Below are 14,469 nucleotides of genomic sequence, written 5' to 3'. Positions count from 1 at the left end.
GCGTCGTTGCAGTCGTCTTGGGTTCTGTTACCCACATTTTGAGGTGCCCGGAGCCGTGGTCGGCCGGGGGCTGTGATGCCGCACGAGCTCGCGGGCACTGGACAGCTTGCGTATCATGCAAGGATTCGACCACACCGACCCCACGGTGCCTGCCGCCATGCCATCCATCCAGACAACCCGCCGAGTGCGCCCCACGCCGCAGCCGATCACCGACGACGGCGACGCGGCGCACTTTTGCTCCACCTGCGCGTTTGCGGAATCCTGCGCGGCCGTGGGTTATGGCAAGACCGACCTGGCGGCGCTGCATTGCCTGGTCGAGCACGTGGGGCCGTTCCGCGCCGGCGAGCACGTGTTTCGCACCGGCGATTCGTTCCGCGCGATCTATGCGGTGCGCACCGGCTCGGTGAAAACCCGGCTGTTTGACCGCGACGGCAACGAGCAGGTGCTGGGTTTCTACCTGCCGGGCGAAGTGGTGGGGCTCAACGCGATCTATCCCGAGCATTTCCCGTGCGACGCGGTGGCGCTCGAAGACACTCAATTCTGCCGCTTCTCGTTCCCGGCGATGAGCGCGCTGGCGGCGCGCCAGCCGAACGTGCAGCAGCACCTTTTCCGTCTCATCAGCAAGGAGCTGGGAGCGGTGTCGCTGCTGGCGGGCGACCACAGTGCGGACGAGCGCATGGCGGCGTTTTTGATCGACTTGTCCAACCGCTACGCCTCGCGCGGGTATTCCGCCACGCGCTTCCACCTCAGCATGTCGCGCGGCGACATCGCCAATTACCTGCGGCTGGCCGCGGAGACCGTCAGCCGCGTGCTGGGCCGCTTCCGCAGCCAGAGCTTGATCGCGCTCGAAGGCCGCGAGCTGGTACTGCTGGACGAAAACGCGTTGTGCGAGCTGGGCGCGAGCCTGCTGCCGGATTGACGGTTCACCGCGAAAACGGCGCTGATCCACGTCAGGGCCGCCACCGGGGCGAGCTGCGAAACTGATTCGTATTCAATGCCCAAGGTAACCATGGACGCATCCACTTCTTCGGCGACCTTCGCCGACGGCCCGGCCGCGCTGCTTGCGGCTGCGCCGCATCGACCGCTGTTTCTCGCCGGCACCATTGCGGTGCTGCTCAGCATGACCTGGTGGACGCTGGAGCTGGCATCGCTGCGCTTTGGCTGGTTTACCTGGCCGCAGCCCACGATCCCGCCGGTGTGGGGGCACGCCATGCTGATCCAGTACGGCCTGTTTCCGCTGTTCATGTTCGGCTTCCTGATGACCACATTCCCGCGCTGGATGAACGGGCCGACCGTGCCGGCCCGGCGTTATCTGCCGGTGGCGGGGGGCGTGCTGGGCGGCTACATCGTCGGCACCATCGGCCTGCTCGACATGCCAACGGTGCTCAAGATCGGCGTGGCGATGATGCTGGCCGGTTACCTGATCGGCGTCAGCACTTTGGCCGGCGTGCTGCGCGCCTCGGCGGATCGCAACAAGCACGGCTGGTCGACGCTGGCGGCGTTTTGCGTCGGCACGCTGGGGCTGGCGCTGTTCTTCGCCTGGCTGCTGTTTCCGGACAGCGTGTCGCCGGATGCCGCCTGGGTGGCGGTGCGCATGGGCACGTTTACCTTTTTGCTGCCGATCTATTTCACCGTCACCCATCGCATGCTGCCGTTTTTCAGCCGCAACCTGGTGCCGGGCTACGCAATGTGGCGGCCGAACTGGAGCCTGCCGGTGGCGTGGGCGCTGTTGATTGCGCATGTGGTGCTGGTGTCGGCTGGGCTGGCCGGCTGGCTGTGGTTGTGCGACGTGCCGCTGGCGCTGGTGTTCGGCGCGCATTGGCTGATGTGGAAACCGTGGCGCTGCATGCACCCGGGTCTCCTGGCAGTGCTGCACATTGCCTTTGCGTGGCTGCCGATCGGCTTCGTGCTGTTCTCGGCGCAGGACCTCGTTTACGCCACGAGCGGCGCGCACATCCTCGGCCTGGCGCCGCTGCATGCGATCGCGATCGGTTTCTTCGGCTCGATGCTGGTGGCCATGGTGACCCGCGTGACCCATGGCCACTCCGGGCGACCGCTGCAGATGCACCCGATTCCGTGGCTGTGCTTCGGCCTGCTGCAGGTGGTGGCACTGATCCGCATCGGTGCCGAGCTGGGCGGCGACCACTATCTGTGGCTGGTGGTGGCGGGCGCCGGCTGGCTGGTGGCGTTCTTGCCGTGGGTGCTGCGGTCGGCGTGGATCTACCTGACGCCGCGTGCGGATGGCCGGCCGGGCTGATCGGCGCAAAAGGGCGGTCGACGGCACCTGGCCGCCAGCGGTGAGGAGTGCAACGTGCACGCTTGGTTTGCGACGTATTTGCAGTGGGTGGTGTTGATCCACCTGACCTGCGCCATTCTTTTCGTGGGGGCGGCGGCGTTCGAGGTGTTCGTGCTCGAAGGTCTGCACCAGCGTTTCGATGCGGCCACGATGCACCAGCTCGAGACCGCGGTGATGGCGCGCGTGCGGCATTACATGCCGATCGTGGTCATACTGTTGTTCTTGAGCGGCTTCGTGTTGTTCGACCAGTACTGCAACGGCATCCAGTGCATCGGCGACGGCCGGCATTTCGGCTGGCTGCTGTTGGCCAAGGTAACGTTGGCGTTCGCGGTGCTCGGTGTGTTCGCCAACGCGATCTGGTCCGGCTTCCGCGGCCGCATGACGGTGTGCCGGTTTCGCTACACGCACCGCATCGTGCTGACGCTGATGGCTGGCATCGTGTTTCTGGCCAAGGCCATGTTCATTCTGTAATCCGTTTTGAGGAGACTTGCGATGTCCACAGTGAAATTCCAAGGCAACCCGGTGCGCGTCGATGGCAGCTTCCCGGCCGTTGGCAGTCAGGCACCGGCCTTCCATCTGGTCGGCGGCGACCTGGCGGAGGCGACGCTGGCGAGCTTTGCCGGCAAGCGCAAGGTGCTCAACATTTTTCCGAGCATCGACACGCCGGTGTGCGCGGCCTCGGTGCGTCACTTCAACGAGGTGGCCGACAAGCTGGCGAACACCGTGGTGCTGTGCATTTCGGCCGACCTGCCGTTTGCGCAGGGCCGCTTCTGTGGTGCCGAAGGCCTCAACAACGTCAAGACGCTGTCGTTGATGCGCGGCCGCGAGTTCCTGCGCGACTACGGTGTGGCGCTTGCCGACGGCCCGCTGGCCGGTGTGGCGGCGCGTGCGGTGGTGGTGCTCGATGCGCACGACAAGGTGATCCACGCCGAGCTGGTGGATGAGATCACCCACGAGCCGAACTACGACGCCGCGCTCAAGGCGCTGGCCTGAACTGCGTAGTCATGGCATGAAAAAAGCCCGCGGTGCGAACCGCGGGCTTTTTGTTTGCGTGGGGCGGCGATCAGGCCTGGGTCGTGCTGACCACCGACAGGCCGAATGGCTGCTGCGCGCTGCGTGGCGGGGCGAGGCCCATGCCCATGCTCATGCCGCGGCCGATGCGCTGCGCGAAGGCGTCCATTTCGTCGGCGGCATCGGGTTCCATCACCTCGCGCGTGGTCGCGTGCCACAGTTCCAGCCAGCGCACGAAGTGCTCGGTGCGGATCGCCGGCTGCGCGCGGTGCACGCCCAGCGGGTTGCCGCGATAACTTTGCGCGCGCAGCACCACCGAGCACCAGAAACGGGTGAGCAGCGCCTTGTGGGCGACCCAGTCGTGCACCGCGGCGTTGAACACCGGGCCCAGCAATGGGTCGACGCGCACCTTCTCGTAGAAGTGGTCGACCAGGGTCGCGATGTGGGTTTCGTCCAGCGTATTCATCGGGCTTCTTTGGCCTCCTCGGCGGTGGGGTCGGGGGTGGCGGGCGTTACGGGTACATCGTCCAGCAGCGGCAGCACGGCGGGGCTGTCGAGGTCGTCGAATTGTTGATGGTTCACCGCCCAGAAAAACAGGGCAATGGCGACCCCGATCACGACGATGGTGACCGGGATCAATACCAGGATCACGTTCATGCCGGCAACTCCTGCGGCGCCGCGGGCAGCGGCTCGCGGCCGGTGCGCAAGGCATTGAGCACCACGGCCAGCGAGCTGAGCGACATGCCGATCGCAGCCAGCCACGGCGTGACCAGCCCGAAGGCCGCAAACGGCACCGCACACAGATTGTAGACCAGCGACCAGCGCCGGCCCTGCGCCACGATCAGCTGCAGATCCTGCGCGGTGCGCCGCGCGTGCACCAGGCCGTCCAGATGATCGTCGAGCAGCAGCAGGTCGGCCTGCGCGTGCGCCAGCGAGGTGCCGCTGGCAAGCGCGGCGGAAACGTCGGCGCCGGCGAGGATCGGCGCATCGTTGCTGCCATCACCCACCACCAGCACGGTGCGGCCGGCGGCGCGCAGCGATTGCAGGTGGGCCAGCTTGGTTTCCGGCGTTTGCCGGGCGTGCCAGTCGTCGATGTGCAGGGCGGCCGCAAGTTGTGCGACGCGGGCGGGGGTGTCGCCGCTGGCCATGCTCAAGCTGACGCCTTCGCTGCGCAGGGTCGCGAGCGTGGCACCGGCATCGGCGCGCGGGCGTTCGGCGAGATGGAATACGGCAAGTGCGCCGGTGTCATCGGCAAGTATCGTCTGTTCGCGCAACGCGGCGGGTACTGGCTGGCCGGCGAGCGCGAAGTCGGCGCGCCCGAACCGTAGTTTGCGGCCGGCGACCAGGCCGCGCAGGCCGGCGCCGGCAACCGCCTCGACTGCGGTCGCATGCGCGCCGTTCGGGTTACTGCCGGCGATCCGGGTTACCGCCTGCGCCAGGGGGTGCGAACTCTCCCGTGCCAGTGCCCCCGCCAGCGCCAGCACTTCGTCGCGAGTGCGCGCGCCGAGCGGCTCGATGGCGGAGAGGTCAAGCTGCGGCACACCGAGCGTGCCGGTCTTGTCGAACAGCGCGGCGTCGACGTCCGCCAGCCGGCCCAGGGCCGCGGCGTTGGTCACCAGCACGCCGCGGCGCGCGAGTACCGCCAGCGCACGGGTGTACGCGGCCGGCGCGGTCAGCGCGAATGCACACGGGCAGGCGACGACCAGCACCGCCACCGCGGAATCGAAGGCGCGGGCGGGGTTGACCAGCAGCCACGCGGCGGCGGTCAGCGCGGTCAGCACCAGGACGCGGGCGATGAAACGGCCGATGGCGCGATCACCCGCCGGCACCGTCAGGCGGGCCCGGCGCGCACGCACCGCCAGCGCGCCGATGCGGGCGGATGCGGTGGCGGCGCCGACCTGTTCGACGCGCAGCACGCCCGGCCCGTCGAGCAGCACGCTGCCGGCGATGAGGGGTTCGCCGTGGTGGCGCTGGACCGGACGCGATTCGCCGGTCAGCAGCGTCTCGTCGAAGCGTGCAGCGGCAGTGTCGAGCGTGCCGTCGGCAGGCACCGTGGCGCCTTCAGCCAGGTGCACGCGATCACCGGGTACCAAGGCCAGCGCCGGCACGGTTTCGATCCGGCCGTCGGCGGCGTAGCGCTGCGCCAGCAGCGGCGCGGCGTCGATCGCCGCATCGCCCTGCGCGTTGCCCAGCGCGCGTGCGCGCAGTTCGACATAGCGCCCCACCAGCAGCAGAAACACGAACATGCCGATCGAGTCGAAATAGATCTCGCCGGCGCCACGCACGGTGTTCACCGCGCTGGCGGCAAACACCAGCAGCACCGCGAGCGCCACCGGCAGATGGATGCCGAGCCGGCGCTGCCGCAGTTCGGCCAGCGCGCCGGTGTAGAACGGCCAGGCGGAATATGCCACCAGCGGAATGGTGGTGAGGAAGCCCAGCCAGCGGAACAGGTTGCGGGTGGTGACATCGACGGCATCGACCACGCCGAGATAGATCACCAGCGCGTAGCTCATCACCTGCATCATGCACATGCCGGCCACCAGCAGGCGCTTCAGCGCACTGTGCAGCTCGGTCGCGCGCCGGGTGTCGGCGGCATCGTGGATCAGCGGTTCGGCGGGGCAGTGTGCGGCGGCGCATTGCGCGAGCAGATCATCGAGACCAAGCCGGTCGGCGTCCCACACCACGCGCACGCGGTGCGCGGCGGGCTGGATCGCCACGTGCTGCACGCCGGGCAGGGCGCGCAGGGCTTGTTCCAGCGCGAGCGCAGCACGCGGCTGGGTGATGGCATCGCAGCGCAACGCCACCTCGCTGCGCCCGTCGCGGCGTGGCCGCAGGACTTGCGCCAGCAGCTGCGGATGGGTCCACGCCGCGGCGAGCGGGTTCATGGTTGCGGTCGGCGGCTGCTCGACGCCGAGACGGGAACGCCGAGCACCGTGTTGGCGTGGTGCGCGACCGGCGCGTCGTCGTATTTGACGCTGACTACGATGATCCACACGCAACCGGCCACCGACAACAGGAATACCACCAGCCCGAACCACGCGATGGGCTGGTGGTACCACTGACTGCGGTCAGTCCGTGGCGGCGGCGTCGGCATGGTGCGACAGGTGGTAGACGTAGGCCGCCAGCACGTGGATCTGGTCGTCGGTCAGGCGCTTGTCCCAGTTCGGCATGTGGCCCTGGCGGCCGTCGTGGATGGTCTTGGTGATGTCGACCAACGTGCCGCCGTGCAACCAGATCTGGTCGGTGAGGTTGGGGGCGCCCACCGCCTGGCCGCCCTTGCCATCCGGGCCGTGGCAGGCGGCGCAGGTGCTCTTGAAGATCGGTTCGGCCGCGGCCGCCATCTGCGCGTCGTGCGGCTGGCCGGAGAGGCCCAGCACGTATTGCGCAAGGTTCTTCACCGTGTCCTCGCCCAGGCTGGCCCAAGCCGGCATCACGCCGTTGCGACCGTCGTGGATCGAGGTGGTGATGTCCTTGCCGGTGCCGCCGTAGAGCCAGTCGCGGTCGGTGAGGTTGGGCGCGCCCAGGGCCATGTTGCCCTTGCCGCTGTACTGGTGGCAGGCGGCGCAGTTGTCCTCGAACCAGACTTTGCCCAGTTGCAGCGCCGCCGGGTCTTTCGACAGTTGCTCCGGCGTGTACAAGCGGAAGCGGTCGAGCAGCGGGAACAGCTTGGCGTCGTTGGCGCTTTCTTCCGCTGCCAGTTGCCCGTGGGCGGTCCAGCCCAGCGTGCCCTTGTGGTTGCCGAAGCCGGGGTACAGCACGAGGTAGCCAAACGCCAAAACGTAGAACGTGCCGGAGGAAATGAGCCACCAGCGCGGCAGCCGGTGCAGGCCTTCGCGAATCGCGCCGCCCGCCCAGATATGGCCGGTGGTGCCATCCGGCGACTGCGGAATTTTGGCGTGCGGGCCCCACAGGTACAGGAAAAAGGTGATGCCCATGTTGAACACCACCAGGCACATCACCCAGATCGAAAGGCCGGTGCTCATCGGGTCTTCTCCTCGTGTGCCGCGTCTTGGGTCGGCAGATCTTCGTCTTCCATCGGCAGGTGCGCCATGCGGTCGAAGGTCGGCTTGTGGTGCTTGCGCCACGCCCAGAACCAGATGCCGATGAACAGCACCATCAGGAACACGGTGACGACGCCCGAGATTTCACCCCAGATCGGATTCATTGCACGCTCCCGTCCACCGAAGGCTTGTCGGCCAATTGACGCGGCTCGTTGGCGATGCCCAGGCCCTGCAGGTACGCGATCAGCGCGTCCATCTCGGTCTTGCCCTTGACCGCTTCCGGCGCGGCGGCGATGTCGGCGTCGGTGTACGGGTCGCCGAGCTTGCGCAGCACGCGCATGCGCGCCTGGATGTCGGCGCCGTCGATGGCGTTCTTCGCCAGCCACGGGTAATTCGGCATGTTGGATTGCGGCACCACGCTGCGCGGGTTTATCAGGTGCATCAGCTGCCACTTGTCGGAGTACTTGCCGCCGACGCGCGCGAGATCCGGGCCGGTGCGCTTGGAGCCCCACTGGAACGGGCGGTCGTAGACCGACTCCTCGGCGACCGAGAAGTGGCCGTAGCGCTGGGTCTCGAAGCGCAGCGAGCGGATCATCTGCGAGTGGCACAGGTAGCAGCCGTTCTGCACGTACACGTCGCGCCCGGCGAGGCGCAGCGGGTCGTACGGCTTGACGTTGGCCGGGGGCTTGACCTGGTGGGCCTGGATGAACAGCGGCAGGATTTCGGCCAGGCCGCCGAGCGACACCATGATCGCGATGCACACGCCGAGCAGCGGCGCGTGCTTTTCGATCGCTTCGAAATGCTTGTATGCCATCGTCGTCTCTCCTCAGCCCGCCGCCGGCAGCGGAGCCGGGATCTGGTGCGGCGCCGGTTCGGCGACCGGTACCGGGATCGGCTTGATGAGGCGGGCGCGCGCGTCGCCGGCGGTGTGCCACAGGTTCCACGCCATCACCCACATGCCGGAGAGGATCATCACGCCGCCGAACCAGCGGATGACGTACAGCGGCTTGATCGCGATCAGGCTGTCCAGGAAGCCGTACTTGAGCGCGCCGTCGGGCAGCGTGGCCCGCCACATCTCGCCCTCGGTGACGCCGGCGGTCCACATCGACACCACGTACAGCAACGTGCCGGTCATGTGCAGCCAGAAGTGCAGCTCCATCGCCTTGTGCGAATGCATTGCCGGCTTGCCGAGCACCTTGGGCGCCATCGCGTACAGCGAGCCGATGGTGATCATCGCCACCCAGCCGAGCGAACCGGAGTGCACGTGGGCGATCGTCCAGTCGGTGTAGTGCGACAGCGAGTTGACGGTCTTGATCGCCATCATCGTGCCTTCGGTGGTGGCCGCCGCGTAGAACACCAGCGACATCACCATGAACTTCACCGCCGGGTCGGTCTTGAGCTTGTGCCAGACGCCGTTGAAGGTCATCAGGCCGTTCGCCGCCGAACCCCACGACGGCATCAGCAGCACGATCGAGAACGCCATGCCCACCGACTGCACCCAGTCCGGCAGCGCGGTGTACATGAGATGGTGCGCGCCGGCCCACATGTACACCGAGATCAGCGCCCAGAAGTTCACGATCGAGAAGCGGTAGCTCCACAACGGCTGCTGCGCCTGACGCGGCACGAAGTAGTACATCATTGCCAGGAAGCCGGTGGTCAGGAAGAACGCCACCGCGTTGTGGCCGTACCACCACTGCACCATGGCGTCGACCACGCCCGAGTAGATCGGGTAGGACTTGGTCCAGGACACCGGGATCGCGAGGTTGTTGACGATGTGCATCAGCGCCACTGCCACGATGAACGCGCCGTAGTACCAGCACGCCACGTAGATGTGCTTGATGCGCCGCCGGGCGAGGGTGGCGAAGAACACCACGCCGTAGCTGATCCACACGATCGCCAGCAGGATGTCGATCCACCACTCGGACTCGGCGTATTCCTTGCTCTGCGTGAGGCCGGCCGGGACCGTCACCATCGCCAGGATGCAGACCAGCTGCCAACCCCAGAACGTGAAAGCGGCGAGGCGGTCGTAGGCCAGGCGTACATGACTGGTGCGCTGCACGACGTAGTAGCAGGTGCCGATCAGCGCCGAGCCGCCGAAGGCGAAGATCACGCCGAAAGTGTGGTCCGGGCGCAGGCGGCTGAAGGTGATGAACGGGATGTCGAAGTTCAGCACCGGCCAGTACAGCTCGGCGGCGATGTAGACGCCGACCGACATGCCGATGATGCCCCATACGGCAGCAGCCAGCAGGAACTGGCGAACGACGCGGTCGTTGTAATACTCGGTGGTGGGCATGGGTATCCCCTGAGGTTAAGCTCCCAATTGTCGCATCGCGGCAACCGCCCCAGGTGACGCGCGTCAGCCGACTGCGACAATTTGCCCAAGGTGCGCGCGGGTGCTGAGGCACGTCATGACCGCGTCGCGGCGGCCGGCGCATCGTCGCGAAGTGGTTGTTTCGGGAGAGGTTGCATGACTCACGTCGTCACCGAGAACTGCATCAACTGCAAGCACACCGATTGCGTCGAAGTGTGTCCGGTCGACGCCTTCCATGCCGGCCCGAATTTCCTCGCGATCGACCCCGACGAATGCATCGATTGCACGCTGTGCGTGGACGTCTGCCCAGTGGACGCGATCTACGCCGACATCGACCTGCCGGCCGGGCAGGCGGTGTTCCTCGGGCTCAACGCCGAGCTGGCCAAGCAGTGGCCGGTGATGACCGAAAAGTTTCCCTGCATGCCGGACGCCGCCAAGTGGGATGGCGCGCCGGACAAACTGCGGTTGCTGAAACGCTGAGGGGCACGGCGCCGCCGGTTTCCTCGGTGCGATGGAACGGTTAAGGTTCGGCAGACGGCCACGTGGGGAGCGGCCGCCACCGTTGTGCATGATCGATCGTCTTAGTTTGCCGGCCCGCGCCGGCAACGCCTTTTGTCCGTAAGCCGGCCGCTGCTGGCCTGGTTCGAGAAAGGAGAGCACCGATGAACGACGCCGCACTCCCTCCCACCGACGACTACGCGAAGCTGTCGCCTTGGTGGGTTCGCACCATCCTGATCGTGCTGGTATTTGGCATGGTGGTGCTGATCGCGATCACCGTGGAAGGCTACAAGAAGGCTCCGCCGGTACCGGCGCACGTGGTCGCTGCGCAGGGACAAACCCTCTACACCGGCGACGACATCCGCGCCGGGCAGGCGGTGTTCCTGAAATACGGGTTGATGGACAACGGCTCGATCTGGGGCCATGGCGCCTACCTTGGGCCGGACTACTCGGCTGAGGCGCTGCATGAAATCGGGGTGGATACCGCCGAGGCCCTGGCCCAGGCGCAGTACGGCCGCTCACTGGCCACCCTGGATGCCGGACAGCGGGCCGCGGTAAGCGCGCAGACTGCGGTGTCGCTCAAGACCAACCGTTTCGATGCGGCCAGCGGCACCCTGACCCTGACTGCCGCCGAGGCAGCCGCGTGGCAGGGGCAGATCGCACACTGGACCGAGTATTTCAAGCATCCCGAGCGCAACGGCGGGCTCAAGCCGAACCTCATTAGCGACCCGACCGAGCTGCGCCAATTCACCGCGTTCGTGGCGTGGGCGGCCTGGGCCTCGGTGGCTAACCGGCCGGGCTACGACTACTCCTACACCAACAACTTTCCGTATGACCCACTGGTGGGCAACCGGCCGATTCCCGGCGCCTTCCTGTGGAGCGCGCTCAGCCTGATGGTGCTCTTGGGCGGCATCGCCGCAGTGCTCCTGATGTTCGGCAAGTTCGACTACCTGGGCTGGGTTTCCCGCGGCCGCCGGCTGGAGCCGAGCATCGTGCCGGGGCAGGCCAGCCCCGGCCAGCGCGCGCTGGTGAAGTTTTTCGTGGTGGTGGCCGCGCTGTTCCTGTTCCAGACCCTGGTGGGCGGCGCCACCGCGCATTACCGCGCCGATCCGGGCAGCTTCTACGGGTTCCAGCTCGAGGACATTTTCCCCAGCAACCTGATGCGCACCTGGCATCTGCAGAGCGCGGTCATGTGGATCGCCACCGCGTATGTGGCGGCGGCGCTGTTTCTCGGCCGCTCGCTGCGCAAGGATGAGCCGCGCGGCATGGCGGTGTGGGCGCATCTGCTGTTTGCGGCCTTCATCGCGGTGATTGCCGGCAGCCTCCTGGGCGAGTGGGCCGGCATGTCGAACCTTCTGGGCGACTGGTGGTTCTGGCTGGGCAACCAGGGCTGGGAGTACCTGGAGCTGGGGCGCATCTGGCAGTACCTGCTGGTGATCGGCCTGGTGGTCTGGTTCGCGGTGCTGTACTGGATCGCGCGGCCGGCGAAGATCGCCAACCCCAACGTCAAGCCGGTGGGGCGGATGTTCCTGCTTGCGGCGGTGGCGATCCCGGTGTTCTACATCCCGGCGCTGTTCTACGGCGCGCACACCAACCTCACGGTGGTGGAGACCTGGCGCTTCTGGATCATCCACCTGTGGGTCGAAGGCTTCTTCGAGTTCTTCGCCACCACGGTGGTGGCGCTCACCTTTGTGCAGATCGGCCTCACCCACCACAACACCGCGATGCGGGTGATCTATCTCGACGCCATCCTGTATTTCCTCGGCGGCCTGATCGGCACCGGCCACCACTGGTATTTCGTCGGCCACGTGCAGTTCAACATGGCGATGTCGGCGCTGTTCTCGGCGCTGGAGGTGGTGCCGCTCACGCTGCTCACGCTCGATGCCTGGGACTTCGTGCGCACCACCAAGGGCGAGGTGGCGCTGGACGGCACGCCGCGCCGGGTGCCGCACAAGTGGACGTTCTATTTCCTGATGGCGGTCGGGTTCTGGAACTTCGTCGGCGCCGGCATGTTCGGCTTCCTCATCAACCTGCCGATCGTCAGCTACTTCGAGGTCGGCACCCAGCTCACGCCGAACCACGGGCACGCGGCGCTGATGGGCGTGTTCGGCATGCTGGCGATCGCGCTGATGGTGTTCGTGCTGCGCCAGACCGCGAGCGACAAGCATTGGCCGGGCATCGAGAAGTACGTCAAGGTGGCGTTCTGGGGCACCAATGCCGGGCTGGTGCTGATGATCGTGATGAGCCTGTTCCCGAGCGGCCTGCTGCAGATCTGGGATGTGCTCAAGCACGGCTACTGGCACGCACGCAGCATGGATTACATGGGCATGCCGCGTTCGCACCTGATCGAATGGCTGCGCCTGCCGGGCGATCTGGTGTTCATCATCTTCGGCTCGATCCCGCTGTTCATCGCCTCGCTCAAGGCGTGGCTCGGCGTGCGCGCCGACGCGGCCGAACGCACGGCCTGAACCGCCGGGCGGTGGCCATGAAAAACCCGCGCCGGTTGCCCGGCGCGGGTTTTTCGTCACATGCGGTGGCGCCGGCCTACGCCGCGACCACGCGCACCATTTCCAGGCACTTGTTGGAGTAGCCCCACTCGTTGTCGTACCAGCTCACCAGCTTCACGAAGTTGGAGTCCAGCGCGATGCTGGCGTCGGCGTCGAACACCGAGGTGCAGGTCTCGCCGCGGAAATCGGTGGAGACCACCTTTTCCTCGGTGTAGCCAAGGATGCCCTTCAGCGGGCCTTCCGCCTGCTTCTTCATCTCGGCGCGGATCTCGTCGAAGCTCGCCGGTTTTTCCAGCTCGCAGGTGAGGTCGACCACCGACACGTCGGAGGTTGGCACGCGCATGCTCATGCCGGTGAGCTTCTTGTTGAGCTCCGGGATCACCACGCCGACCGCCTTCGCCGCGCCGGTGGAGGACGGGATGATGTTCTCGAGGATGCCGCGGCCGCCGCGCCAGTCCTTGCCGCTCGGGCCGTCCACCGTCTTCTGGGTGGCGGTGGTGGCGTGCACGGTGGTCATCAGTCCGCGCTTGATGCCCCACTTGTCGTTCAGCACCTTGGCCAGCGGCGCCAGGCAGTTGGTGGTGCACGAGGCGTTGGAGATGATGTCCTCGCCCTGGTAGGTCTTGTCGTTGACGCCGTAGACGAACATCGGCGTGCCGTCCTTCGACGGCGCCGACATGATGACTTTCTTCGCACCGGCGGCGATGTGCTTCTGCGCCAGCTCCTTGGTCAGGAACAGGCCGGTGGATTCGATCACCACGTCCACCCCGACTTCGCCCCACCTGAGGTTGGCCGGGTCGCGCTCGGCAGTGAGGCGGATCGGCTTGCCGTTCACCACCAGATTGTTGCCGTCGACCTTGACCTCGCCCTGGAAGCGCCCGTGCACCGAGTCGTACCGCAACATGTGCGCAAGGTGCTCCGGATCGAGCAGATCGTTGATCGCCACGACCTGGATGTCCTTGCTGAAGTTCTGCACGGCTGCGCGCAGCACGTTGCGACCGATGCGGCCGAAGCCGTTGATGCCGACCTTGATGGTCATGGGGACACTTCCTCCGATGCGATGACGGGCCATGGCGACCTGAACGGGTTGCCGGAACTGCCATTCTAGCGGAAGCCCTTGTGCCGGTTGGCGTTGCGGTGGCGCAGATTGCCGCAGCCGAAGTCAGCGGCTTGCAGGCTTGCGGGCGCTGTCGCTGCCGGACTCGCAATAAATGCCGTAGAGCGTGGTGATGATCCGCTCAGCCGGGCCGGTGGCCAGCGTGTACCAGATCGTCTGCGCCTCGCGCCGGGTGTGCACCAGCCCTTCGTCACGCAGCTTGGCCAGGTGTTGCGAAAGTGCCGACTGGCTGAGGTCGGGCAGCTCCTCGTTGATCTGGCCCACCGACAACTCGCGCCCGCCGAGCAGGCACAGGATGCGCAGCCGCTGCGGGTTGCCCAGCGTTTTCATCAGTTGCGAAGCGTCTTCGGCGCGTTCGCGCATGGCGGCAAGATCGGGTTTGCGGAGAGCGGACATGGCTACCATTGGTAGGTTGCAACGGCTTGATTTTAGCATGGCTTGCTAATTTAGCTATAACTAAATTAGCATGACTTCTAGCCGGGTCCCTTCCGGCCCATCGCCAGGAGACTTGCATGAGCATCGAACGCGTCGTTATCGGTTTCGCCGGCAGCATGGTGCTGCTCAGCGTGGCATTGGCGTATTTCGTATCCAACGGGTGGCTGCTGCTTGCCGTGTTCGTTGGCGCCAATCTGCTGCAGTCGTCATTCACCGGGTTCTGCCCGCTGGCCCGTATCCTGGCCCGGTTCGGGCTGCGCCCCGGTTGCGCGTTCACGCCGCGCGCATAAGGA

17 protein-coding genes are annotated in these 14,469 nt (G+C 66.5%); 7 read left to right on the top strand and 10 right to left on the bottom strand.

The window, feature by feature from the left end:
* Positions 1–157 precede the first annotated feature (157 nt).
* The 4 genes from AC3WP6_RS12465 (at position 158) to tpx (ending at position 3,289) form a co-directional block, all read left to right on the top strand.
* Positions 158–919 (top strand): cyclic nucleotide-binding domain-containing protein, encoded by a 762-nt coding sequence (locus tag AC3WP6_RS12465; protein WP_492628703.1) that lies wholly within the window; start codon positions 158–160, stop codon positions 917–919.
* A 75-nt stretch (positions 920–994) separates the two neighbouring features.
* Positions 995–2,257, top strand: coding sequence for an NnrS family protein (locus AC3WP6_RS12460; protein ID WP_492628014.1), 1,263 nt, complete (start codon positions 995–997; stop codon positions 2,255–2,257).
* A 54-nt stretch (positions 2,258–2,311) separates the two neighbouring features.
* A complete protein-coding gene (locus AC3WP6_RS12455; RefSeq protein ID WP_492628013.1) occupies positions 2,312–2,767 on the top strand; it encodes a CopD family copper resistance protein in 456 nt (151 codons plus the stop codon).
* Between the two features lie 21 nt (positions 2,768–2,788).
* The gene (gene tpx / locus AC3WP6_RS12450) at positions 2,789–3,289 is read left to right on the top strand and encodes a thiol peroxidase (protein ID WP_492628012.1); all 501 of its coding nucleotides are present in this window, start codon (positions 2,789–2,791) and stop codon (positions 3,287–3,289) included.
* Positions 3,290–3,359: 70 nt separating this feature from the next.
* On the opposite strand, the gene AC3WP6_RS12445 is transcribed toward tpx, so the two are convergent.
* The 8 genes from AC3WP6_RS12445 to ccoN are packed head-to-tail and all read right to left on the bottom strand — an operon-like array spanning position 3,360 to position 9,601.
* On the bottom strand, positions 3,360–3,773 hold the full coding sequence (locus tag AC3WP6_RS12445; protein WP_492628011.1) for a group III truncated hemoglobin: 414 nt from the start codon (positions 3,771–3,773) through the stop codon (positions 3,360–3,362).
* On the bottom strand, positions 3,770–3,964 hold the full coding sequence (ccoS, locus tag AC3WP6_RS12440; protein ID WP_492628010.1) for a cbb3-type cytochrome oxidase assembly protein CcoS: 195 nt from the start codon (positions 3,962–3,964) through the stop codon (positions 3,770–3,772). The genes AC3WP6_RS12445 and ccoS overlap by 4 nt, the downstream gene beginning before the upstream one ends.
* A complete protein-coding gene (locus tag AC3WP6_RS12435; protein ID WP_492628009.1) occupies positions 3,961–6,192 on the bottom strand; it encodes a heavy metal translocating P-type ATPase in 2,232 nt (743 codons plus the stop codon). The genes ccoS and AC3WP6_RS12435 overlap by 4 nt, the downstream gene beginning before the upstream one ends.
* Positions 6,189–6,401: a hypothetical protein gene (locus AC3WP6_RS12430; protein ID WP_492628008.1), complete on the bottom strand. Its 213-nt coding sequence runs from the start codon at positions 6,399–6,401 to the stop codon at positions 6,189–6,191. The genes AC3WP6_RS12435 and AC3WP6_RS12430 overlap by 4 nt, the downstream gene beginning before the upstream one ends.
* Positions 6,376–7,290 carry a cytochrome-c oxidase, cbb3-type subunit III gene (gene ccoP / locus AC3WP6_RS12425; RefSeq protein WP_492628007.1) on the bottom strand — a complete coding sequence of 305 codons (915 nt, stop codon included), beginning with the start codon at positions 7,288–7,290 and terminating at the stop codon, positions 6,376–6,378. Before ccoP ends, AC3WP6_RS12430 begins: the two co-directional genes overlap by 26 nt.
* Positions 7,287–7,472 (bottom strand): cbb3-type cytochrome oxidase subunit 3, encoded by a 186-nt coding sequence (locus AC3WP6_RS12420; RefSeq protein ID WP_492628006.1) that lies wholly within the window; start codon positions 7,470–7,472, stop codon positions 7,287–7,289. The genes ccoP and AC3WP6_RS12420 overlap by 4 nt, the downstream gene beginning before the upstream one ends.
* Positions 7,469–8,122, bottom strand: a complete 654-nt coding sequence (ccoO, locus tag AC3WP6_RS12415; RefSeq protein ID WP_492628005.1) for a cytochrome-c oxidase, cbb3-type subunit II — start codon at positions 8,120–8,122, stop codon at positions 7,469–7,471. The genes AC3WP6_RS12420 and ccoO overlap by 4 nt, the downstream gene beginning before the upstream one ends.
* 12 nt (positions 8,123–8,134) lie before the next feature.
* Positions 8,135–9,601: a cytochrome-c oxidase, cbb3-type subunit I gene (gene ccoN, locus AC3WP6_RS12410; RefSeq protein ID WP_492628004.1), complete on the bottom strand. Its 1,467-nt coding sequence runs from the start codon at positions 9,599–9,601 to the stop codon at positions 8,135–8,137.
* A gap of 174 nt (positions 9,602–9,775) precedes the next feature.
* Between ccoN and fdxA the strand changes: the two genes are divergently transcribed.
* A complete protein-coding gene (gene fdxA / locus AC3WP6_RS12405) occupies positions 9,776–10,099 on the top strand; it encodes a ferredoxin FdxA (RefSeq protein WP_492628003.1) in 324 nt (107 codons plus the stop codon).
* A 182-nt stretch (positions 10,100–10,281) separates the two neighbouring features.
* The gene (locus tag AC3WP6_RS12400) at positions 10,282–12,585 is read left to right on the top strand and encodes a nitric-oxide reductase large subunit (protein ID WP_492628002.1); all 2,304 of its coding nucleotides are present in this window, start codon (positions 10,282–10,284) and stop codon (positions 12,583–12,585) included.
* 76 nt (positions 12,586–12,661) lie between these two features.
* Here AC3WP6_RS12400 and gap read toward each other — a convergent pair whose 3' ends face one another.
* Entirely contained in the window at positions 12,662–13,663 is a 1,002-nt protein-coding gene (gap, locus tag AC3WP6_RS12395) for a type I glyceraldehyde-3-phosphate dehydrogenase (RefSeq protein WP_492628001.1), read from the bottom strand.
* A 123-nt stretch (positions 13,664–13,786) separates the two neighbouring features.
* Complete coding sequence (locus AC3WP6_RS12390) at positions 13,787–14,137, bottom strand: ArsR/SmtB family transcription factor (protein WP_492628000.1); 351 nt, start codon at positions 14,135–14,137, stop codon at positions 13,787–13,789.
* A 116-nt stretch (positions 14,138–14,253) separates the two neighbouring features.
* Here AC3WP6_RS12390 and AC3WP6_RS12385 point away from each other — a divergent pair, with 116 nt between their 5' ends.
* The gene (locus tag AC3WP6_RS12385; RefSeq protein WP_492627999.1) at positions 14,254–14,466 is read left to right on the top strand and encodes a YgaP family membrane protein; all 213 of its coding nucleotides are present in this window, start codon (positions 14,254–14,256) and stop codon (positions 14,464–14,466) included.
* Positions 14,467–14,469 lie beyond the last annotated feature (3 nt).

This window comes from Rhodanobacter sp. FW106-HT46G03 (genome assembly GCF_058789895.1).
This window is presented reverse-complemented; position numbering and strand designations above follow the sequence as displayed.

What these genes read in the sequence shown, in the direction of transcription:
- AC3WP6_RS12430 (WP_492628008.1), bottom strand. Translation starts at nt 6,401, where the DNA reads ATGCCGACGCCGCCGCCACGGACTGACCGCAGTCAGTGGTACCACCAG.
- AC3WP6_RS12390 (WP_492628000.1), bottom strand. Translation starts at nt 14,137, where the DNA reads ATGTCCGCTCTCCGCAAACCCGATCTTGCCGCCATGCGCGAACGCGCC.
- ccoN (WP_492628004.1), bottom strand. Translation starts at nt 9,601, where the DNA reads ATGCCCACCACCGAGTATTACAACGACCGCGTCGTTCGCCAGTTCCTG.
- ccoS (WP_492628010.1), bottom strand. Translation starts at nt 3,964, where the DNA reads ATGAACGTGATCCTGGTATTGATCCCGGTCACCATCGTCGTGATCGGG.
- fdxA (WP_492628003.1), top strand. Translation starts at nt 9,776, where the DNA reads ATGACTCACGTCGTCACCGAGAACTGCATCAACTGCAAGCACACCGAT.
- AC3WP6_RS12400 (WP_492628002.1), top strand. Translation starts at nt 10,282, where the DNA reads ATGAACGACGCCGCACTCCCTCCCACCGACGACTACGCGAAGCTGTCG.
- AC3WP6_RS12465 (WP_492628703.1), top strand. Translation starts at nt 158, where the DNA reads ATGCCATCCATCCAGACAACCCGCCGAGTGCGCCCCACGCCGCAGCCG.
- AC3WP6_RS12460 (WP_492628014.1), top strand. Translation starts at nt 995, where the DNA reads ATGCCCAAGGTAACCATGGACGCATCCACTTCTTCGGCGACCTTCGCC.
- AC3WP6_RS12445 (WP_492628011.1), bottom strand. Translation starts at nt 3,773, where the DNA reads ATGAATACGCTGGACGAAACCCACATCGCGACCCTGGTCGACCACTTC.
- AC3WP6_RS12385 (WP_492627999.1), top strand. Translation starts at nt 14,254, where the DNA reads ATGAGCATCGAACGCGTCGTTATCGGTTTCGCCGGCAGCATGGTGCTG.
- gap (WP_492628001.1), bottom strand. Translation starts at nt 13,663, where the DNA reads ATGACCATCAAGGTCGGCATCAACGGCTTCGGCCGCATCGGTCGCAAC.
- tpx (WP_492628012.1), top strand. Translation starts at nt 2,789, where the DNA reads ATGTCCACAGTGAAATTCCAAGGCAACCCGGTGCGCGTCGATGGCAGC.
- ccoO (WP_492628005.1), bottom strand. Translation starts at nt 8,122, where the DNA reads ATGGCATACAAGCATTTCGAAGCGATCGAAAAGCACGCGCCGCTGCTC.
- AC3WP6_RS12435 (WP_492628009.1), bottom strand. Translation starts at nt 6,192, where the DNA reads ATGAACCCGCTCGCCGCGGCGTGGACCCATCCGCAGCTGCTGGCGCAA.
- ccoP (WP_492628007.1), bottom strand. Translation starts at nt 7,290, where the DNA reads ATGAGCACCGGCCTTTCGATCTGGGTGATGTGCCTGGTGGTGTTCAAC.
- AC3WP6_RS12420 (WP_492628006.1), bottom strand. Translation starts at nt 7,472, where the DNA reads ATGAATCCGATCTGGGGTGAAATCTCGGGCGTCGTCACCGTGTTCCTG.